The organism is Microcoleus sp. PH2017_12_PCY_D_A (assembly GCF_020738565.1).
In the GTDB taxonomy this organism is placed as follows: domain Bacteria; phylum Cyanobacteriota; class Cyanobacteriia; order Cyanobacteriales; family Microcoleaceae; genus Microcoleus.
In genome coordinates, this window is record NZ_JAEQCI010000180.1 from 1 (window position 1) to 20,390 (window position 20,390).

Genomic DNA, 20,390 nt, shown 5'->3' on the forward strand with positions numbered 1-20,390 from the left:
GGCAAATTGAGTAATCCGTCAAGATGAAAATCCATAAGCTTAGCCTCTAGCGTAAAGTTCCTATATTATACAGTTTTCACCGCAAACCCAGAAGAGCCGTAATTGGTGAGGGGCTTTTAAGCTTTTAACCTGAAAGCTTTTTTCTGATTTCCGACTACTGATTACCAACTATCGATTACCGATTATCCTAATACCATCTTTCAGAAATCGTGCGACATAACAATTGTTGGATTTGTTGATTTTCCCCGATATCTAAGGTGCATCGCCAGTCGAAAAGTCGATTCAATGCCTGGCATTGAAAGAGAGCGACACACTCTGCAAATACAGTCGCATCATTTTTAACAAATGGTATATAGCCTTTCTCAAAAAGATGAGGTATGGCTGACAGCTTACATAAACGCTTAAATCAAGAGGGCCTTCTTCCCAACAACGTCCGCGAATCTTTGTGAGAACCGCTATAACTTAATAGGTTCGCTTAGTCCTGCAAAAGTAATGATGTAATTCGATGTAACCATTTCTATACAAGGATTAAGAATGCGAAAAACATTAATTAATTGTAAACCACTAAGTAGGTCGGCGCTGTAAAACGCAAATATGTAAACGATTGTAAAGTATTAAAATGCACGATCGCAGCACTCGTTAGCCTTGTTTACATATTGTTACATAATAAAGTTTAATCTCGCCTACTTACTTAATAAGTGGATGTAAGAATAAGTGTGGTATTTTGGAATTTCCACTGCCTTGCACGATATCTTAACCTGTGCAGATTGATAAAGCCATGTGTGCGAGGGAAGGGATAGTAAAGACCTCCCGCCCTCGCAAAATCGGCACGTTTCCCCTTTCTATCGCAATGTTGTTGTAACAGATAGATGTGGGGACAGATAAATGTGTGGACAGATAGATGTCTGGAGAGATATATTTTAAATATTGGGTGCAGAAACTTTTAACATAACTTTGGGAGTCTAGAAAATGACAAAAAATGTATCGGTAGTGATTCCATCTTATAATTGCGCCCAATTTTTACCGGAAGCAATTGAGAGCATTCTGGAACAAAGCTACCCTCCGTTTGAGGTGATCGTAGTAGACGATGGCTCTACTGATGATACGAAAGAAGTCTGCGATCGCTACCCGAAAGTAACATACGTCTATCAAAATAACCAAGGTGTTGCTGCTGCACGCAATACTGGTTTGCGGGTTAGTACGGGAGAGTATATTCTTTTCCTCGATAGTGATGATTGCCTGTTACCTGAAGCGATCGAGATTGGAGTCAAGCACATCAACGCCCTGCCAGAGGTGGGCTTTGTCTTTGGTCGTTATTTCTTCTATTCCATTCAACCTGATGGCTCCTACAAAGTAGAAGAGAAATATGAGAATCAGCCTGAATTTGCTAATTATGAAACTATTTTAGCTATCCGGCATAGGATTCAATGCGGTTGTATTATGTTTCGCCGTGCTGCCCTCGATACTGTCGCCATTGAGTCTATCGGTGCATTTGATCCAAGTGTATTAGCGATCGAAGATTACAATTTATGTTTGCGAATTGCCCGTAATTTTCCTGTCTATTTCCACGGTGAAGTCGTTTCTCAATATCGCTACACTGGCAATAATATATCCAGTAAATCGACCTACTTTCTGATCCATGCAATTCGAGATCATTCTCAGCAATGGAGTTACGTTGAACAAACTAAAAAAGAAGAATATCTAGTTGCCTATGAAGAAGGAAAAAAACACTGGACTAAGCTTTTTGGCGATCGATTGCCTTACGAAATCCAGAGATATATACGAGCTAAAGAATGGGTGGCAGCTTTGGGGATTCTGAGATTAATCTTGTATTACGATCGCAAATTGCAATGTATCGATCGGGCAATCTACGAAACATCCTATGCAACTCTGATGTCAGAGGTACGAAAGCTCCCCCTTCAAGACTCCTTAGCCTATTGGAAAAAACAACTTGCCGGAGCCCCTCCTTTATTACCCCTACCCACTGACACACCGCGCCCCCCAGAGCAATCCTTTCGGGAAGCTTCTCTGTCTTTTGGCATTTCTGGGGAAATCACGACTGCCTTAGGTCTATTGGGCGGGATCGAAGGGGTCACTCTCTCAACAACCCTGTTAGCCGCCTTTAATATTTTGCTCGCTATACAGGTACGGAAGACGTGATTGTGGGCTCCCCCTTTGTGAGCCGTGTGAATTCAGAAAATTTTGTGAATGCCGTCCCCCTCCGTACAGATATGTCCGGCAATCCCACTTTCCCAGAGTTTCTGGGACGAGTGCGGAAAGTCGTTTTGTTAGCGCAAGCCTATCAAGATGTACCCTATTGTTTGTTGGTCGATCAATTTTGTCCCGAGATCGATTTGAGCTATTCTCCTCTGTTTCAAGTGACCTTTGTCTTTGAGGAAAATATTCCCTTCCAAACGATCGATCTGTCAAAATTAACAGCAAGTCCTTGGGTGATTGAAAATAACGAAGGGAAGTTTGACTTAACTTTGTTCTTAAAACCAACCAGCGAAGGATTGGAGGGGAGTTGGTCTTACAGCACGGATTTGTTTGATGCAGAAACCATTGAACGAATGAACGAGCATTTCCAGATTTTGTTGGCTGGGATTGTGGCTGATGCACAACAACCGATTTCTGCATTGCTGCTGTTGCCTGACAAAGAGAAAAATCTGTTGCTTGTGGAATGGAATCAGACTCAAATAGATGAGTCGCAAGAGCTATGCCTGCACCAGTTAATAGCTCAACAAGCAGAAGCAACTCCCGAGAAAATTGCGGTTTCCTTTGAAGGTCAAACATTAACTTACCAAGAACTGCATCAACGCTCCAATCAACTCGCCCACTATTTACAAAAAAAAGGGGTAAAACCCGATGATTTAGTTGGCATTTGTGTCGATCGCTCTCTGGAAATGGTGGTGGGATTATTAGGTGTGCTGAAGGCGGGCGGAGCCTATGTTCCCATAGACCCCAACTACCCGGACGATCGCGTGGAATACACGATCGAGAATTCCGAAGCCAAACTATTGTTAACACAACAGCAACTGGTCAAGAACCTGCCTACCAAAGCAGCCAAAGAAGCATTGGTCATCTGTTTGGATGCGGATTGGTCTCTCATTGCCCAAGAGAGTCAGGAAACACCGATCGCAAGTGTTACGCCAGAAAATATGGCCTACGTCATTTACACGTCTGGTTCTACGGGTAAGCCCAAAGGCGTACAAGTTCTCCACCGCGGGGCAGTCAATTTTTTACGTTCGATGCAGGAGCAACCGGGAATCAGTGCGGCGGATATTTTGCTGTCTGTCACCACTCTCTCGTTTGATATTGCAGTGTTAGAACTGTTCTTGCCCCTGATTGTGGGAGCGCAGGTTGTCATCCTGAGTCGGGAAGCTGCCATGGATGGCAGAAAGTTATTAAAGACGATCGCCCAATTGGGGATTACGATCCTGCAAGCGACCCCAGCGACTTGGCGATTATTGCTGGAATCGGGTTGGGAAGGTCAGTCCCCAATGAAAATGCTCTCCGGTGGGGAAGCCATGCCTAAAGAATTGGCTGCCCAATTGTTAACCAAAGGTACGGAACTTTGGAATATGTACGGGCCGACGGAAACAACAGTTTGGTCAACAGTTTATCAAGTCAAAGATGCCGAACAGCGAATTTTAATTGGTAAGCCGATCGCCAACACCGATATCTACATCTTAGATCCTCTCCTGCAACCCGTTCCCATTGGGGTGGCTGGGGAATTACACATTGGTGGTTCAGGATTAGCCCGAGGCTATTTGCAGCGTCCCGATTTAACCACTGAGAGATTTATTCCTAATCCCTTTCGTGAAACCGAACGAATCTACAAGACAGGGGACTTAGCGCGTTATTTGCCCGATGGAAATATTGAGTGTTTGGGTCGCCTAGATTTTCAAGTCAAAATTCGCGGTTTTCGGATCGAACTCGGTGAAATCGAGTCTGTTTTGGTCAAACATCCCAAGGTGCAGCAGGCAGTGGTCATCGTCAGGGAAGATTTTCCAGGCGACAAGCGTCTAGTGGGTTATATTGTCGCCCTCAACAATCAGAACCCCACCATCCAAGAACTGCGAAGCCTGCTCAAGGAGTACGTACCAGAATATATGGTGCCGTCTATCTTTGTTTTCTTGGAAGCTCTACCCCTAACACCTAATGGTAAGGTCGATCGAAAAGCTCTACCTGTACCTGAACAATCTCGCGAAGCAAAAGCAGTCGAACCTGCCACTCCAAAGCCTGTTGATTCGTCCAAGACTACAACTCAAGCAAAGCAAGAAAAGCCAAGAGAATTGGCCGCTCCTCAGGATGATTTGGAAGTTCAACTCATCAAGATTTGGGAAAAAGTATTGCATACTTCACCCATTAGCGTGACAGATAATTTCTTCGAGCTGGGAGGGCATTCCCTATTAGCGATATCGCTAATTCGTGAAATAGAGGAAACCTACAAGCAAGAGCTATCTTTAGCTATCCTTTTCCAATCGCCAACGATTCAGCAATTGGCTAACACCCTTCGCGCACAAGGATGCTTGTCTTCGGCACAGGCTTTAGTCACGATTCAGGAAGGCAGTTCCAAACTACCTTTATTCTTCATTTACGGCATATTCCTTTACTATGATTTGTCAAGACACCTCGGCAAAGAGCAGACCTGTTATGGAGTCTATCTCAACGAGGAAGTCAGTATGTTCCAAAACGATAAACTTGACAAATCACCAACGGATTTAGTGAGTGTTGCAGATCTGGCAACTCGCTATCTCAAAGAAATCCAAAAACATCAGCCTAAAGGGCCTTACCTCCTAGCGGGTGAGTCATTAGGTGGTTTAGTAGCCTTTGAAATGGCACATCAACTTCATTTACAGGGTGAGGAGGTAGCTTTACTGGGTCTTTTGGATAGTGCGATTCCAGGAAAAAACCAACTGTCATTGAGTCAGAAGCTGACTTTTCATGTCAAAAATCTGCGCCAAAAAGGGCTTTCCTATTTGTTCCAAAAGATCCTAAAATCGCAGACTAAATCGAATTCTGACATTAACATTAATAATGTTAATAATGATAAGGTAGATCCTCGATTAGAGTTTCGGGAGCACGCTTTCAAAAGTTACAAGCCCCAGCCTTACCCAGGCAGGGCGGTTTTGTTCCGGGCGATGGATGAAAGTCACTTTAGCACTTTGGAAACGTGGCAGGATCTGTTGGTTGGAGGATTAGACATATATAGCAGTCATAAATCATTTGTAAATTTTTTACCCCACCCCAACCCTCCCCTTACTAAGGGGAGGGGGCAAGATATTTACAAATCATTTGCGATCGCTCCCAATGTCCCTCTCTTGGCGGAAAAAATGAGACGGCATATCGATCGAGCCTTAGCAAAACTTTAGGCTGTTGAGTTGAACGACTTTTGACACTCTCCGGCGTGAACGCACGGGGATTCTTCGATCTACGAGCTAACTTGCTTGCGATTGGATTTCTCCAACCAAAGTAGAGGTCAATTCTCCCAAAGCGTTGCTTGCATTTAATGCAAAGGTTCCGACGTGCCCCGCCGTACCCAATCCTCGACTAAGGATGTTTCTAGCTGCATTAAAATCTCTGTCAAGAATACAACCGCACTTACAAACGTGCGTTCTTGTAGATAGCGTTTTCTTGACAGCTTCACCGCAAAGGGAGCATTCTTGGCTGGTATATTGCGGATTTACCGCAACCGTTACTCGCTCAAATACCTTTCCAAAGTATTCAATCCAGATCCGAAACTGATACCAAGATGCGTCGTTAATTGACTTAGCTAGGCAATGATTTTTCACCATATTTTTGAGATGGCGCTTGCCTAAAGTCTGCCTAGCTTTGTCTCTGTTTTTTGAACCTTTGATTTTTCTGGATACACGACGCCCGCAACGTTTGAGAACTTTTTCGCCTGTTCTCAGAAATCGTGGGTTTTGGACTACTACCGCGTTTGAGTCGGTGTAATATTCCTTCAATCCCATATCTAAGCCGACAGTATTCCCTGTTGGCTCGGTATTCTCCTTTCTATCAACGTCAATACAGAACTGAACGTATACGCCCGTAGCTCGTTTTACCAATCTCACCCGTTTGATTTGGCTAATTTGGTAGAAGTGCAAGTCGCGTATTCCCTTTAATTTAAGTTTCCCAATCCCTTTTTGTCACGAAAGGTTATAGATTTCCGATCTTCAGCGAGCTGCCATCCGCTAGTTTTATACTCAACAGAACGACAGTCTTTTTGAAACTGTGGATACCCCTTTTTACCAGGAATTGCCTTTTTGCAGTTGTCGTAAAATCGGGAAATAGCAGCCCATGCTCTCTCGGCACTAGCTTGTCTGGCTTGAGAATTAAGTTCGTCGGCAAACGGGAATTCTTTAGCTAGCACAGCGCAATATTTATTCAAGTCGTACTTGTTCACCTTTTTGTTGTCCATCCAATAGCGCAAACAACTATTGCGGACAAATTGAGCTGTACGAATCGCTTTGTCTACCGCACAAAACTGACTTTTATTCCCGTAAGCTTTGAACTCAAAAATTAGCATCGCTTTACCTCCTACCTTATGCTAGCTTAGTCGGCACAAAATAGTTGGTTTGTAACAATGGTTTACAATTAAAGCCGTCCTATAAGGACGGGGTTTTAAACCCAATTTCTTGATAAAAGCGATTCAACATGCTATGACAGATCGAACAATGCGTCAACGCGCCGCCAATCTGGCGGCGCAAATCCAAGCTGAAGATGGGATTGCGAATGCAGTTGCTATCGTACAGGAAATCTCAAACAGTGGGAGTGTTTGCGGATAACCCGGTTTCTTTGTCGAGAGAGATCCCAATCCCGATCGAAAATCATAAAACCCTTATCCAGCAAGTCATTCCCGAATCTCAAATCGAAAAATGGAAAATCTAAAATCCTATATCCGCGAAGGGGATATAAGTGCCGAGCCCGGTTAAGAAATCTCAAATTGTGTTATAGTGCGATCGGTAACTCTTGTTTTACGAATTTTGTAGTTTCAGTGGCTGTTCGCGCGATGACCTCTTCACCAACCATAGCACCCGTTCGATCGAGTCAAGTCACCCGCAAACCTTATCCAAATTATCGGGTAATAGTCCTCAACGACGATTTCAACACATTTCAGCACGTTGTGGAATGTCTGACAAAATACATTCCAGGGATGACGAGCGACCATGCCTGGAAACTTGCCAACCAAATCCACCACGAAGGCCAGGCCACCGTCTGGGTTGGCCCGCAAGAGCAAGCAGAACTTTATCATATGCAATTGAGCCGTGCTGGGCTGACAATGGCTCCCCTAGAGTCCACTTAACTGCTATTGGCAATCCTGGACGCATTTTAACCAAAATCTCTCCTGGGCCAGCCGCGCGATAAAAGCAATCTCAGCCTCAAAGAGATTGCTTATACCAATTTTAAAAAAGAATCCAACAGTATTCTTGTTCCCCCCGCAAGGCAGCGGGGGGGCGCCGGGGGGTCGAAGAGTATTGCACGATTTTAGAAAAATGGTATTAGCTTCGTATTGCGCCTAAGACAAGGAATCTTGGTGTTGGTGCTGATTTACCGACTCAAATTGTTGATATTTTAGGACTTACACACGTGGGTGAGAAACCCGGTTTCTTCCTAAATACTGCGCTTCCACACCAATATTTCTCGCAGAAACCGGGTTTCTGAGGCGTTTAGTGTATTTATCTATTTAAATTTTTTAGACCGCACTTTATTTAATACAGATATCTACAGGCTGATTTAAACCCAGAACTTATTGGAGTCCGCTCAGCTAAATTTGAAACCTGCCAAAATGGCAACATGACTCTATCCTGATGATTTAGATTATTGGAAAAGGTGAATAATCTTGCAATCACTTAGGAGAATGTTATGAATCATCCTTTTGATCTAGATGCTGCTGACCTCGAAGCAATGGATTTGGATTTTGAAGAGCAGCTAACTGATGAACAAGCAGCGCAAGTTGGCGGTGGACTTAAAGCCACCACGCTGGCTCTCGGTGAAGAAGGTGGCGGGATTGTGTGTATCTCAGCTCCGTGTCCGGGAAGTGAAGGAGGAGAATCTCCTCATCCTATTCCCACTGAACCTCCGATGACCACGCTGGCTCTCGGTGAAGAAGGTGGAGGCCCTTACACTAAGGCTTGGTTTGAATGTGGAGGAGGCCCCATTTATTGGTAATCTCATTAGTGCTGACACTTTGAGAGATTTTGCCGAAGTCCTGCACTATTGGGAGCGTTTCTGTCATGGGACTTTCCAAGTTTTCGGGTCATTTGATTGTTTTTTGAATATCCACAAAGTTGCAACACTCTCCCCAAAAGTGCTGCCACTTTTTATATTTATCAATTCACAAAAACCTGGTTTATTGTAAAAATATCATCCCCATAAATTACCAAGAACGTTTGTAGTGAGGACTTTAGTCCTCAGATGAAGACTAAAGTCCTCACTACAAACTAATTTTATTCGTCGATTGACCGCATCTTTAATTCAGAGGTTTCCCATGAACATTTTAATTTTAGGTGATGCTTCAGATGCTCATGCTGCTCATATGAAGAATGCTCTCACCCAAGCCGGTGCAGCAGTAGATTATTTGGATACCAGCTTGTTTCCCAAACAGTTACGCCTGTCTTGGCGACCTGACACCCAGGTAGGATGCTTGACGCTACCGTCCGGTCGTCGCTTGAATCTCGACGATATTCACAGTGTATTTTGGCGCAATTTCTCGGGTGTTTCCGTTCCACCTTTAAAAGATTTCAACCAACAGCAGGTTGCATTTAATGATTCAATGAGTACAGTGCGATCGCTAATGCAAGCTTGTGGGACTCGCTGGGTGAATTCCTGGCAGGCATACCAATTTCACAAAGAAAAACCCCTACAACTGAGCAGGGCCAAACAAATAGGTGTGACGATTCCTGCAACTTTAATCAGTAACGATCCACAGGAAGTTAGGAAATTTGTCGAAGTTCACCAAAAAGTAATTTTCAAGCCTGTTTATGGTGGCGCTCATACCAAGTTGGTGACAGAGGCGCATTTGGAAATTAATCGGTTAACCATGGCTTTGAGTATTTCTCCAGTCACCATTCAAGAGTATATTCCTGGGACAAACATTCGCAGTTATATGATTGGTGAATCAGTCTATACTGCCGAAATTAGGAGTCCAGCGTTGGACTTTCGGGAAGATTTGGAGGCCGAGCTAATTCCCATAGATTTGCCCGAAGCTGTTCGCAAACAATGTTTGGCAATATCCCAGGCATTTATGCTAGAGTGGACTGCGATTGATTGGCGCGTTAAGCCAACGGGCGAGTATGTATTTTTAGAGGCAAATCCTAGTCCGATGTTTGTACATTTTGAGCGTCAGACAGGTTTTCCTATTACACAAGAATTGCTCGCTCTGTTAATGTATTGACAGGCGTTCAGACGCCGCTATTTTCCCAATTATCTCGCCTCTGTATGTCCGGCTGCGTTACACCGCAGGTTGTAGGTTGCCGATTTCACCGGAATTAACAGTTTCGGGAAAGGAATTTATGCAGTTATGGGGCTGGAATTGCCAAAGTCCTTTGAATCAAATTTTCGGACGGGTTCGTCTGTCCATCCCACAAGAAAAACAATTGTGGATGGGCTGGCGAACCCGTCCTAGCTATTTTTGCAAGAAGTCTATTATCGCACGCGGGCGATCGCCCGGGCTCACTCTCAGTCGATCGCGCTCACATCTCAAATCTTCAACCGAAGCGACCCGCATCTGTTACAATTTTCAACACAGCCAAAACATCACGCCCGCCGGAACTCACCTGCATAGGGATATAAGCCCGCGACAGGAGTCGTGGAGAACCCAAAAAATTAGATATTTAGTTGAACATCCCAGATTCATCTGTAGAGTCAATCTAAAAATCTAAAATTCTAAAATCTAAAATCTAAAATCGACCGATGGAAACCCTGCAAACCCAACTTTACGAACTCGCACAATTTGCTAATAATTTAGTAAACACCCAACTGACACACCTGAGTTTAGTCAGTGTCGGAGTGATTTTTCTGGCAGGGTTGCTAACGAGCTTGACGCCCTGTATGCTTTCGATGTTGCCGATCACGATCGGCTACATCGGCGGATACGAAGCAAAAAGCCGCCTGCAAGCCGCCGCCCAATCGGCTTGGTTTTCCTTGGGATTGGCGACAACCCTCGCGGGTTTAGGCATTGTCGCATCATTTGCGGGTCAAGTTTACGGCAAAATTGGTCTGGGTTTGCCGATCGTTGTCAGCATAATTGCGATTTTAATGGGGCTGAATTTACTCGAAGCTTTACCTTTACAAATGCCGTCTTTCGATGCTGTGGGCTGGGTTCCGAAAGATTTGCCCGCAGGCGTGCGATCGTACTTATTAGGCTTAACTTTTGGTTTAGTAGCTTCTCCGTGCAGCACTCCGGTTTTAGCTACCCTTTTAGCTTGGGTTTCCAAAACTGGAGATCTAGTTTTAGGCGGTGTGTTGCTGCTGTTTTACGCTGCGGGCTACGTGGCTCCGCTGATTGTAGCAGGTACTTTTACCGCGAGCATTAAAAAGTTGTTAGAATTACGCAGGTGGTCGAGTTGGATTACGCCTGTTAGCGGCGTTTTGTTAGTAGGATTTGGCGTGTTCTCTCTGCTTTCCCGCATTCTTCCGGCCTAAAATTCGCAGTAAGATTCGTAGTAAGGTTCGTAGTAAGGACTTCAGTCCTTTAAGAATTACCGAAAACAATACAAAATTGAAGGATACAGAGAATTAATTAATTGTGATTGGTAGTGTGTTACCCAATTACCAATTACCAATTACCAATTACCAATTACCAATTACCAATTACCAATTACCAATTACCAATTACCAATGATATCAAAAGAAGTATTTCTATCTAAATTATCAGACTGGGCGACTGCGCCTCTAAAGTTTTTCAAGCGAGAACTTTTGCCAGTGCTGGCAGATTTGCGGCTGGCAATTATCTTGCTGCTGGCGATCGCATTTTTCAGCATTTCTGGCACCGTCATCGAACAAGGCCAATCAGTAGAATTTTATCAATCCAACTATCCAGAACACCCGGCTTTGTTTGGCTTCCTAACTTGGAAAGTTGTGCTAATTGCAGGACTAGATCACGTCTACCGCACTTGGTGGTTTTTGTCAATCCTAATTCTGTTCGGCAGCAGCTTGACAGCTTGCACTTTTACCCGACAATTTCCGGCACTAAAAGCCGCCCGCCGCTGGAAGTTTTATGAAGAACCGAAGCAGTTTGAAAAATTAGCTCTCAGTGCGGAATTAGAAAGAGTTGATTTAAGTTCGTTGGAGCAACTTTTGCAGCAAAAAAATTACCGCATATTTCGAGAAGGTGAAAAAGTTTATGCTCGCAAGGGCATAATTGGTAAAATCGGCCCGATTATTGTTCACGCGAGTATGCTAATTATTTTAGCTGGCTCGATGTGGGGCTCGATGACGGGATTTATGGCTCAAGAAATGGTTCCTAGCGGTGAAACTTTTCAGGTGCAGAATATCACTGATGCTGGGCCTTGGGCGGGGCCGCAAGTACCGAAGGATTGGTCGGTGCGCGTGAATCGGTTCTGGATCGATTATAGTCCGAGCGGGGCGATCGACCAATTTTACTCGGATCTGTCAGTTTTGGACAAAACAGGCCGAGAGGTCGATCGCAAAACGATTCACGTTAACGAGCCGCTCAGATACCGAGGAGTCACCTTTTATCAAGCAGATTGGAGCCTAGCCGCCGTGCGAGTTCGCCTCAACAAAAGCCCGGTTTTGCAACTACCAATGGCTCAGTTAGACACCCAAGGTAAAGGCAGAATTTGGGGGGCTTGGATTCCGACTAAACCCGATTTGAGTGCGGGAGTTTCTCTGCTAGCAAAGGACTTGCAAGGAACTATGTTAGTCTACGGTACGGATGGCAAATTGTTAACTACTGTTCGCGCAGGTACCGCAGTTGAAGTTAACGGAGTGATGCTGGCAATTGATGAAGTTGTTGGCAGCACGGGATTGCAAATTAAAGCCGATCCAGGAATTCCGCTCGTTTATACTGGCTTTGGGTTGCTGATGCTGAGCGTGATGATGAGCTATCTGTCTCACTCGCAGATTTGGGCTTTGGAAAAAAATGGCAAGCTATACGTGGGCGGGCGCACTAATCGCGCTCAGGTGATTTTTGAAAGAGAGGTTGTGGAGATTTTGGACAAGTTGGCAGAATTGAAAACGGCAGAGGCCAAAAGTGCGATCGCCCCGACTTCTGTTGCTAGTCAAAGCTAACCGTAGGGTGCGCCGCGGCGCACCTTAGGGAAGCATCTCAGTTTTGCATTTACAGTGCTGCCCCGCTCAAAAAAAAGTTCGTAGTGCGGACTTCAGTCCGCTCTTTAAAATGCTTCTTGCAAAACTGAGAGAGATGCTCCCCACCTTAGGAATGAGAATTAAATAACTTACAATCTTTATTATTCTTGTGGGATGGGCGTCCCGCCCGTTCTTTAGGGACGGGCGGGACGCCCATCCCACAAATATGTGTAAATTATTTAATTTGCGATCCTTACACCAATCCATAAATATGAAAAAGATTAGAATGTAGGGTGCATCGCCATGAACAACTTTCGCTGGTATTCAAAGATTTTAGAGCGACGCACCCTACAGATTATAAAGGGGATGAATAACCCGGATTTGGTATTACTGCTTATCCTAGTAAGAGGTCAAGATTTGAGATCCTCACCGCCGTAAAAAAGTCGTCCTAAAAGGACGGGGTTTCAAACCCAATTTTGCTGATGAAAAAGATTAGATATAGCCCTGATGTAGATGCGATGCCGATCGAAATTTTCGATCCTCTTCGAGGGCTTCGCCAACGCCCGATCGCCTATGCCGAAGATGAAGGAAACATGATTCTGCACTATTCTAGCAGCGGAGAACTGGTATTGATCGAAATATTAGATGTCAAACAATTCATCTCATTAGAATCTGTCTCCGATGAAATGCCTGCCCGCTAAAGCAGTCCCTCCTCAAAATCAGTTGTAATTATGTCACACAAAATTACTGAAAAGATGGGTTTAGTTACCGCCACAATCACAGTCACCAACCTAGTCGATGAAATTTTGCAAGAAAGAGGATTTATCACTGATAGTGAAGTGCGTTCTGTCACCTTAGAAAAGGTTATAGTTGATACAGGTGCAACTCGCCTCTGTTTGCCCGCACCAATTATCCAGCAATTGGGTTTAACACTCGATGAAGAAGTCGAGGTCAAGACAGCGGCAGGCATCCAAAAAGCACGTTTGTTTAAGAGATTGAGTCTGACTGTAGGGAAACGGAAAGGAGAGTTTAATTGTATGGAATTGCCGGGAGGCGAAGACCCCTTACTCGGCTTGATTCCATTGGAAAGTTTAGGTTTGCAACCAGATATTATCAAGCAAGAATTAATCTTTTTGCCGCATCGCGGTCAAAATACCTATCACTTGGCACTCTAACATTCCCTATTCATCATGAAAGGAGGCGGATGCTCACCAGCACCGCCCCTACTGCCACAGAACGCACATTTAAAGGCTGAGCCTTCTACTTCTGATGCCGCACCTCAACCACCGTGTGCACGTTCCCCCGCGGCAGAAAATCCCCCTTCACCGTCACTTCCAGCGGCGCGCAAGCTGCGACAAAATCGTCTAAAATTTGATTGATCGATTCTTCGTGGGAAATGTAGCGATCGCGATAACTGTTAACGTAGAGCTTCAGCGCCTTTAACTCTACCACTCGCTCGTCGGGCACGTAAGTAACGTGAATCGCGGCAAAATCGGGATAGCCAGAAAACGGGCACTTGCAAGTAAACTCCGGCAAGGTAATGTTAATCGTATAGCGCCGCCCGACTCGCGGGTTCGGAAAAGTAATTAACTGCCCCTCTAAAATCTCGCGTTCGCCGTATTTCATTTCCTCGGTGCTTGACTTTTGCGACATACTTTGTACGGTTGGGTGGTTGTTCATAGCGATCGACTCAGAAATTGTAACATTTAATTAAATTTACTATTAATATCTGTAACAGCTATCTTGATGAATTGTGTTGCGATCGATCTAATTGCAAATACTCTCAGGCTAAACTTAAAAAAGTTCACCCTCGCCATCTACAATTATGCAAAATACTACCTTATCTGACAATACTTCTCCTGAAAACTCAAATAGTTACTCTGCATCAGTACCGATTTCCCTCTATCGAGAAGTCACGACCCAATTGCAAGCAGCCCAAGCGATGCTCGACTCCCTCAAAACCCACAACCAGCAATTAGTTCAACAAAATCAACAACTGCGGCGAGAAGTAGAAACAGTAGTTCAAGTATCCCAGCAGCTACAACAAGTAGTCAACTCGGCTCAGAACGTCACCCAGACAGGGATGCCTCAAATGCCCTCCGTCAAATTCAATTTCAGCGTTGAACCGGAACCTCCAGCACCTCCCATCTCGAGGACTAGCTCTTCTAACGTACCTCAACCACCTCAAACAGTCGCCTTCCCCTTCCCTCTACCGGAACCTAAAGTCCCCCCGGTTCCCGAGACACTTCCAGAAAAATTATTTACTACTGTGCCGGAAACTCCTTACCGGGTGCGAACTCAAGCAAAAACAGCCTCAGACTTAAGTGGATTGTGGTTGGCCGTTGCCATTTTTCTGATTGTTATTGCTGCTTTTGGTGCAGGTTATTTAGTTGTTCGCCCTTTGTTGAAGGGAAAGTAAATTTCAACAAGAATCCCACGGCTCGAACCGTGGGATTTTAACGAAAACTTAGCATAAAATATTCAAAGTTACGCTAATTGGCTATCATCCTCTGGCTGCACTCGTTTCTACTAAACGAGGTGCATACTGCTCTTCACAAGCAGAACCTAGAATGCCCACCCCGGGCTCGAAACCGCGCGTGAACTCAGTGAGTTTTACCTGTTTAGCTTCCAAAGCTGTCTGTAGCACCTTCATGGCTCGGTGAGGGTCGCCGGCTCCGCAGAAAAATAAGTCTGCGGCAAAATAACCGTGTTCAGGCCAAGTATGGATTGCTATATGAGACTCTGCCAAAGTTGCAGTAGCCGTCACTCCGTGAGGACTAAACTGGTGTACGCACAAATCGATGAGAGTAGCTCCTCCGGCTTCGATCGCATCGAGTATGGCGCGGCGGATACGTTCAGGATCGTTGAGGAGGTCTCCAGGAGACTCCCAAGCATCAGCGACCAGATGGGTTCCCAATTGTTTCATTCTGCGGGGTTTTACCTCTAACTCACAATGTCTCAAACCTTTTGACAATAGCACGGACTCCAGAAATTTTGCAAGTAAATTACCCAAAAGAAATCAAAATATAGCGAATCGGGCGATCGCCGCTATATTTTTGGGCGCACAAAAAAGTAACTGAAGCTTTTGACTTGAGGCGCGATCGCTCCTGACTGACAATCGCCCCGCTACCAGACATCGAATCAATCGCGGCTGTGAGTAGCTCCATTCGGCAAAATCGCCCCGCCCAAAGCCGCTTGATTCAAATTAGCAACATTCAAGCTCGCCCCAATCAAATTAGCCTCAGACAAATTAGTTCCTGTCAAATTTGCTCCTGTCAAAGAACTCAGCAGCAAACCCGCACCCGACAAATTGGCGTTACTCAAATTCGCTCCCCGCAAATCAGCTTCCAGCAAGCTAGCACCTGATAAATTCGCACCGCTCAAATCAGCTCCCCGGAGAGAAGCTTTGTTCAAATTCGCAGCCCTCAAATCAGCATTGTGCAGAATCAAACCATTCAAATTAGCTTTACTCAAATTAGCCCCTTGCAAGTGTGCACCGCTCAAATTAGAACCATTTAAATTAGCTTTACTCAAGTCAGCACCGCTCAAGTCAGCGCCGCTCAAATTAGCAGCACAAATACAAGCCTCCCGCAGACTTGCTTCGCTCAAAATCGCCCCAACCAAATTGACACCGCTGAGATTTCCGCGATTGAGATAAGCCCGAATTAGATTTGCACCGCTCAGGTTGGCCCCGTTCAAATCTACTTCGCTAAGAATCGCTCTAGTTAGATTTGCTCTGCTTAAATCAACCCCGCTCATAATTGCTCGGCTCAGCGTCGCCCCGCTCAAATTAGCCTCAGTTAGTTTCGAGCCGCTTAGCAAACAAGCTCCGACTAAACTCGCTCCAGTCATCACAGCTTTGCTCAAGTCAGCGCGAGACAATATTGCTCCGCTGAGATTTGCTCCGCTAAAATCGGCTGCGATCGCCACAGTTCCCGTTAAACTAGAACTGCCGAGGTTAGCTTCAATTAATTTCGCCTTAGATAAATTAGCCCCGCTCAAGTCGGCGCCGTTTAAATTAGCTCCTATTAGTTTACTTCTAATTAAGTTGGCGCCTTTCAAATTAGTGCTGCTCAAATTAGTTCGACTGAGATTAGATTCAATCAAATGAGCGGCAATGAGGTTGGCTCCTCGAAAATCTCGTTCCCCGTTTCTATGTCTAGTTAAAAGTTCATCGGCACTTAAAAGCTCAGTGAAATTCATAAAAAAATTGAGTGAGTTTCCTTAATTTCTCGATGTTCTATGTTGTCTGAAATTTGGTAGGCTCGTGTTTCCTAGTCAGTTTTTAAACCAATACTACCGCAGTAAGAATTATCAAAACTGGTTGATTTCTAGCATCACCCTGATAATTTACGTAGAACTTACGAAAAGCCACCCGGTTTTTCGTAAAAGTAGGGCTTGGCTAGGGGGCATTTATGAAGAAACCGAGTTTCTCGCTTCCGCCTGTAAGTCTTATGCTGCTAAGAGTTAGTTGCGGCTGATGTTAGTTGTTAATTGTTAGTTGTATTTATACTAACTGCTAATCACTAACTATTAACTACTAACCATTTACAAAATATCGATAAATCGATCAGTTGTCGATCGCCTATTTTTGGGGTTATTGCTGGCGGCACCCGCGCCGCATTCAGATCCCAAAAATTGCTGGTACAGGGGAGCAAATGTATTAGTTCCCGAAAGAAATAAGGGATCGAAGCTTCAACCCCGAATATCTTTTACTTTTTGCCTTGTTTCTTCGATCGCCAATGAAAGCCTCCGCCCGGTAAGCTCAGCTAGTGTCACCTCCCCCCACTGCGATCGATGCAGCGTGAATCCAACAGGAAGGCTGTTTCGCTCGCCTGGCCGATCGAGTCCCAGGCGAAACCAGCAATAGGCTGCCACAGGCCTGAGATTTCGCCAAAAAAAGCGCCGCGAGCCGTTCCCGTACTCCCGCGCTGCTGTGCTTGCTGTTAATGTTTACTCGATCCATGAGCGCTTGCGCTTCTAATTAACAGAACGCCCGACACCAGACGCGCTCCCGGACATAAAAGCTGTTCCTGGGCTTGAAAAATGCTTCGCTGAGGCATTCCCAGAAAAACTATATTCCTTTAGCCGGTCTTGCCAAAGGCAATTGGGCTGCTACAGACAACCAATGACCAGCCTAAGTCTTGCCCCAAGGCGACGACAATATTATTCTAATAGTTGCCGACCACCGCAGGCTGTACTCGGCGCGCGGGACTGGCTACTTCACCTAATATAATTTGCTGAAATTAGCCGCCCCATAATTAAAGATAGTCGTTCTTTGACTAACGGGGCAATCTCTGCTGCAATTTAAGTCATGCGAATTTGATAATACTCCAGGGTTTGCGATCGAGCAGTAGTGAGTGTTACAGACTCAAAAATCGCTGCGGATTTAGTCGGTAAAAATTTATAGAGCCGATCGAGCAGCCGACCCAAAGCCCAGCTCGCACTCTCAACATTAAACTTTTGCCTGGTCGCTTTTTTTAAGTTTCCCGAACAAAACAAAAGCCGGCTTTCACAGAAAAAGCCGACTTTTGAGATAAATTTACCCGCATTCGGCTAAACGCCTAAGCCCTAAACAATCCGAGCGCGCTGGTGCGATCGTCCCTGCCGTCCGTAGAAACAATAGACATCTCCAATAATTATTGTGGAACAGGCAGGATGCCTGTTCCAGACTTGCTTTTTTGGAGAGGTCTAATACCCAAACAAAGTCTGAAGTATCAAACCCGACGGTGGCCGGTCACGCCCTGATTGGGGTCGTAAATACCAGCCGTAGTATCAACGCCGGGAGTGCCCGGAGCGCCGTAATCAGCCCGAGCGGTATCCACGCTGGGATAGTCGTAGGTGTTCCAATGCTGAACACCTCCGCGGCTCATAACTGCTTCAGCCTTAGCGACTTCTGCTTCGCTACCGTCAAGCAGCACCAAGTAATCTCCCCTCGCGACTCGATCGTTGTATGCTCTAGCTTCCTCTTCAGGAATTCCCAAACCTACCAAAGCTCCGATCAAGCTGCCAGCAGCCGCACCCAAAGCAGTACCGGCGAGTGTAGTGGCGATCGTCGTAGCCGCAGCTCCAGCCATCATAATCGGCCCGATACCCGGAATTGCCAGCGCGCCGAGACCTACCAACAAGCCAGTCAAACCGCCCAGCGTGCCGCCAGTGAGCGCGCCCTTAGTCGCCCCTTCATCGGCCTTGTTTTCCGCGCTTCCCTGCACGTCAATCCCTGCGATATCCCCTTTAGAGTCGGCATCCTTAGCGATGACCGAAACCCGATCCATATCGAAACCCGCTGTTCTCAGTTCTCCCAGCGCGTGTTCGGTTTCGCGGCGGGTGGAAAACACGCCCACAGCGCGCTTGTCGCGGGCCATCGATCTGCGGCCGGTGTCTGCCGGCACATCATAAATGCCCCAATCCTGAATGCCCCGCACGCTCATAATTCCTTCGGCGGTGGCCAACTCAGCATCTGTTCCTTCGACGAAGACCAAATATTCTCCGCGCGAGATGCGATCGCTATAAGCTTTAGCTTTGGCTTCGGGAACACCCAAACCGACCAAACCGCCGACCAAACCGCCCGCAGCAGCCCCGATCGCGCCTCCGACTACAGTATCAGCCAGCAGAGTGGCGATCGCGCCCCCCGCCATCACCGGGCCAACTCCCGGAATCGCCAGCGCCCCAAGGCTGCCCAGCAACCCGATCAAACCGCCCGTCACCACTCCCGCAGTCGCGCCAGCTTTCGCGCCGCCGCCCACTTTCTCGTCGGTACTCTTAGCAGTTGTAGCACCAGCAATGGAGCTCCCATGGAGATTTTCCCCAACTACCGAAACCTTATTCATCGGAAAGCCGGTACTTTGCAGTTCCATCAAGGCTAGTTCCGTATCGCGGTAATTAGAAAACGCTCCTACAGCCCGTTTGTGTTGACCTAAAGCCATTTCTTTTCTCCTTCAAAATATACTGTTTTTACACAACAACAGAATTTCTGCTCTGCTTGCTGCCATCAATCACATTTAGTCATTTTTTCCCAACATTTTTCATCGGTCGCTGGGAATAACCTGCATCTCTCTCTTCAGGCCGGTTTTCCACTAATTCTCAGGAATTGGCAATCGGAAAATTGGAAATCGGACAATTGCACGTAGCAAGCTAGTTTTGAGTTCTAATTTTTGAGTTTCTCAATTTTAAACCCTCTTAAACTCTTTAACTTAAACCCACTATTCAGAAGAGTTACATAAGCGTTGGAATCCGCTTTCAAGGCAATTTTAAAACAGCAAAACTTTGCTACTTCCTCTTCCTTAAATCCGTTACATCCGTTACACAATCCGTTGCCGAACTTCCTTCTTCCTTCTAATTTATTACTTGCTAGGCGATGCGGCGGGTGAAGCGGGGGCGACAACAGCCGTAACATTCACGCTTTTTACACCCTTAATCTCTTTAGCTAGCGGCTCTATTTTAGCTAAATCAGTTTGATTGGGAACTGTGCCACCTACGGTGACAGCCCCGTCTTTTGCGTCCACAGTGAGCTGACCTTTAGTAATGTTCACTTCCAACTTAGAACGAACTTGACTTTGCAGATCGCCATCGGCTCTGATGGTATCGCCGCCCGTCACGTTGTTGCGCTGTTCTCTGGCCCTGATATCAGAATTTGCTTGGGCTCTGCGAATATCGCTAGTGGCGTCGGACTGAGTTTTTTGAACTGTCTCGGCTGGGGGCGGGCTGTTGACATTTTCTGTGGGAGAATTAGGAGCATCAGCGCTAGTTTTAGCCCCCTCGCTGCAAGCAGCAGCTCCAAATAATAAGAGGCCGCTGATGATAATTGGTGTTAGTTTGTTCATAATATGTTAATACCCTCCGGGTAAGCTTTTGATGAGCCAGACTTCGTTGAAGTAGATTAAGCAACACTAAATTTTAGTTGGTGCTTTCTATCTAACAAGCCTTATATCAAACATATAAAATTGAGGAATCCGCTACATCGCTCCACAGGTGTAAAATTTACCTCTGTCCTTAGATAGAGTACAAAAAAGCAAAGGGTCTTCTGGGTTTGCGGTGATAAGAAAAGCTAATTAGAAAAGCAAGCTAATAGTCGATCTCGAAAATTGTCGAAATTAACAAATCCATAGGCTTGA

17 protein-coding genes and 2 pseudogenes are annotated in these 20,390 nt (G+C 45.7%); 11 read left to right on the top strand and 8 right to left on the bottom strand.

What is annotated here, in order from left to right:
* Positions 1-969: 969 nt before the first annotated feature.
* Positions 970-2,615, top strand: a pseudogene (locus tag JGK39_RS33790) (glycosyltransferase); the annotation flags it as partial.
* A 60-nt stretch (positions 2,616-2,675) separates the two neighbouring features.
* Positions 2,676-5,375 (top strand): amino acid adenylation domain-containing protein, encoded by a 2,700-nt coding sequence (locus JGK39_RS33795; protein WP_366516024.1) that lies wholly within the window; start codon positions 2,676-2,678, stop codon positions 5,373-5,375.
* A 66-nt stretch (positions 5,376-5,441) separates the two neighbouring features.
* Here the strand turns inward: JGK39_RS33795 and JGK39_RS31365 are convergent.
* Positions 5,442-6,532: pseudogene (locus tag JGK39_RS31365) on the bottom strand (transposase).
* Between the two features lie 133 nt (positions 6,533-6,665).
* Here JGK39_RS31365 and JGK39_RS31370 point away from each other — a divergent pair.
* The 8 genes from JGK39_RS31370 to JGK39_RS31405 all read left to right on the top strand — a co-directional run bounded on the left by JGK39_RS31370 (position 6,666) and on the right by JGK39_RS31405 (position 13,451).
* Entirely contained in the window at positions 6,666-6,791 is a 126-nt protein-coding gene (locus JGK39_RS31370) for a hypothetical protein (protein ID WP_293250917.1), read from the top strand.
* Positions 6,792-7,015: 224 nt separating this feature from the next.
* Complete coding sequence (gene clpS / locus JGK39_RS31375; protein ID WP_293250914.1) at positions 7,016-7,309, top strand: ATP-dependent Clp protease adapter ClpS; 294 nt, start codon at positions 7,016-7,018, stop codon at positions 7,307-7,309.
* 560 nt (positions 7,310-7,869) lie between these two features.
* Positions 7,870-8,175, top strand: a complete 306-nt coding sequence (locus JGK39_RS31380) for a hypothetical protein (protein ID WP_293250911.1) — start codon at positions 7,870-7,872, stop codon at positions 8,173-8,175.
* Positions 8,176-8,494: 319 nt separating this feature from the next.
* On the top strand, positions 8,495-9,400 hold the full coding sequence (locus tag JGK39_RS31385; protein WP_293298707.1) for an MvdC/MvdD family ATP grasp protein: 906 nt from the start codon (positions 8,495-8,497) through the stop codon (positions 9,398-9,400).
* 518 nt (positions 9,401-9,918) lie between these two features.
* Positions 9,919-10,650, top strand: a complete 732-nt coding sequence (locus tag JGK39_RS31390; RefSeq protein WP_293250905.1) for a cytochrome c biogenesis protein CcdA — start codon at positions 9,919-9,921, stop codon at positions 10,648-10,650.
* 195 nt (positions 10,651-10,845) lie between these two features.
* Entirely contained in the window at positions 10,846-12,258 is a 1,413-nt protein-coding gene (locus tag JGK39_RS31395; protein ID WP_293250902.1) for a cytochrome c biogenesis protein, read from the top strand.
* A gap of 500 nt (positions 12,259-12,758) precedes the next feature.
* Positions 12,759-12,977: a DUF2283 domain-containing protein gene (locus JGK39_RS31400; protein ID WP_293250899.1), complete on the top strand. Its 219-nt coding sequence runs from the start codon at positions 12,759-12,761 to the stop codon at positions 12,975-12,977.
* Positions 12,978-13,007: 30 nt separating this feature from the next.
* Positions 13,008-13,451: a retroviral-like aspartic protease family protein gene (locus tag JGK39_RS31405; protein ID WP_293250896.1), complete on the top strand. Its 444-nt coding sequence runs from the start codon at positions 13,008-13,010 to the stop codon at positions 13,449-13,451.
* 85 nt (positions 13,452-13,536) lie between these two features.
* Here the strand turns inward: JGK39_RS31405 and queF are convergent, their stop codons facing one another.
* Positions 13,537-13,956, bottom strand: coding sequence for a preQ(1) synthase (gene queF, locus JGK39_RS31410; protein WP_293250893.1), 420 nt, complete (start codon positions 13,954-13,956; stop codon positions 13,537-13,539).
* Between the two features lie 145 nt (positions 13,957-14,101).
* On the opposite strand from queF, the gene JGK39_RS31415 reads away from it, so the two are divergent.
* Positions 14,102-14,695 carry a hypothetical protein gene (locus JGK39_RS31415; protein ID WP_293250890.1) on the top strand — a complete coding sequence of 198 codons (594 nt, stop codon included), beginning with the start codon at positions 14,102-14,104 and terminating at the stop codon, positions 14,693-14,695.
* Between the two features lie 84 nt (positions 14,696-14,779).
* On the opposite strand, the gene speD is transcribed toward JGK39_RS31415, so the two are convergent.
* The 6 genes from speD to JGK39_RS31445 form a co-directional block, all read right to left on the bottom strand.
* Positions 14,780-15,202 (bottom strand): adenosylmethionine decarboxylase, encoded by a 423-nt coding sequence (gene speD, locus JGK39_RS31420; protein ID WP_293176472.1) that lies wholly within the window; start codon positions 15,200-15,202, stop codon positions 14,780-14,782.
* Between the two features lie 79 nt (positions 15,203-15,281).
* Positions 15,282-15,443: a hypothetical protein gene (locus JGK39_RS31425; RefSeq protein WP_293250887.1), complete on the bottom strand. Its 162-nt coding sequence runs from the start codon at positions 15,441-15,443 to the stop codon at positions 15,282-15,284.
* A complete protein-coding gene (locus tag JGK39_RS31430) occupies positions 15,418-16,479 on the bottom strand; it encodes a pentapeptide repeat-containing protein (protein ID WP_293250884.1) in 1,062 nt (353 codons plus the stop codon). Before JGK39_RS31430 ends, JGK39_RS31425 begins: the two co-directional genes overlap by 26 nt.
* A gap of 492 nt (positions 16,480-16,971) precedes the next feature.
* The gene (locus tag JGK39_RS31435; protein ID WP_293250881.1) at positions 16,972-17,154 is read right to left on the bottom strand and encodes a hypothetical protein; all 183 of its coding nucleotides are present in this window, start codon (positions 17,152-17,154) and stop codon (positions 16,972-16,974) included.
* An 839-nt stretch (positions 17,155-17,993) separates the two neighbouring features.
* The gene (locus JGK39_RS31440) at positions 17,994-19,202 is read right to left on the bottom strand and encodes a general stress protein (RefSeq protein WP_293250878.1); all 1,209 of its coding nucleotides are present in this window, start codon (positions 19,200-19,202) and stop codon (positions 17,994-17,996) included.
* Positions 19,203-19,619: 417 nt separating this feature from the next.
* Positions 19,620-20,099 (bottom strand): BON domain-containing protein, encoded by a 480-nt coding sequence (locus tag JGK39_RS31445; protein ID WP_293250875.1) that lies wholly within the window; start codon positions 20,097-20,099, stop codon positions 19,620-19,622.
* Positions 20,100-20,390 lie beyond the last annotated feature (291 nt).

What these genes read in the sequence shown, in the direction of transcription:
- JGK39_RS31425 (WP_293250887.1), bottom strand. Translation starts at nt 15,443, where the DNA reads ATGGAGCTACTCACAGCCGCGATTGATTCGATGTCTGGTAGCGGGGCG.
- queF (WP_293250893.1), bottom strand. Translation starts at nt 13,956, where the DNA reads ATGAACAACCACCCAACCGTACAAAGTATGTCGCAAAAGTCAAGCACC.
- JGK39_RS31370 (WP_293250917.1), top strand. Translation starts at nt 6,666, where the DNA reads ATGACAGATCGAACAATGCGTCAACGCGCCGCCAATCTGGCGGCGCAA.
- JGK39_RS31400 (WP_293250899.1), top strand. Translation starts at nt 12,759, where the DNA reads ATGAAAAAGATTAGATATAGCCCTGATGTAGATGCGATGCCGATCGAA.
- JGK39_RS31430 (WP_293250884.1), bottom strand. Translation starts at nt 16,479, where the DNA reads ATGAATTTCACTGAGCTTTTAAGTGCCGATGAACTTTTAACTAGACAT.
- JGK39_RS31390 (WP_293250905.1), top strand. Translation starts at nt 9,919, where the DNA reads ATGGAAACCCTGCAAACCCAACTTTACGAACTCGCACAATTTGCTAAT.
- JGK39_RS31445 (WP_293250875.1), bottom strand. Translation starts at nt 20,099, where the DNA reads ATGAACAAACTAACACCAATTATCATCAGCGGCCTCTTATTATTTGGA.
- speD (WP_293176472.1), bottom strand. Translation starts at nt 15,202, where the DNA reads ATGAAACAATTGGGAACCCATCTGGTCGCTGATGCTTGGGAGTCTCCT.
- JGK39_RS31395 (WP_293250902.1), top strand. Translation starts at nt 10,846, where the DNA reads ATGATATCAAAAGAAGTATTTCTATCTAAATTATCAGACTGGGCGACT.
- clpS (WP_293250914.1), top strand. Translation starts at nt 7,016, where the DNA reads ATGACCTCTTCACCAACCATAGCACCCGTTCGATCGAGTCAAGTCACC.
- JGK39_RS31385 (WP_293298707.1), top strand. Translation starts at nt 8,495, where the DNA reads ATGAACATTTTAATTTTAGGTGATGCTTCAGATGCTCATGCTGCTCAT.
- JGK39_RS31380 (WP_293250911.1), top strand. Translation starts at nt 7,870, where the DNA reads ATGAATCATCCTTTTGATCTAGATGCTGCTGACCTCGAAGCAATGGAT.
- JGK39_RS31440 (WP_293250878.1), bottom strand. Translation starts at nt 19,202, where the DNA reads ATGGCTTTAGGTCAACACAAACGGGCTGTAGGAGCGTTTTCTAATTAC.
- JGK39_RS31405 (WP_293250896.1), top strand. Translation starts at nt 13,008, where the DNA reads ATGTCACACAAAATTACTGAAAAGATGGGTTTAGTTACCGCCACAATC.
- JGK39_RS31415 (WP_293250890.1), top strand. Translation starts at nt 14,102, where the DNA reads ATGCAAAATACTACCTTATCTGACAATACTTCTCCTGAAAACTCAAAT.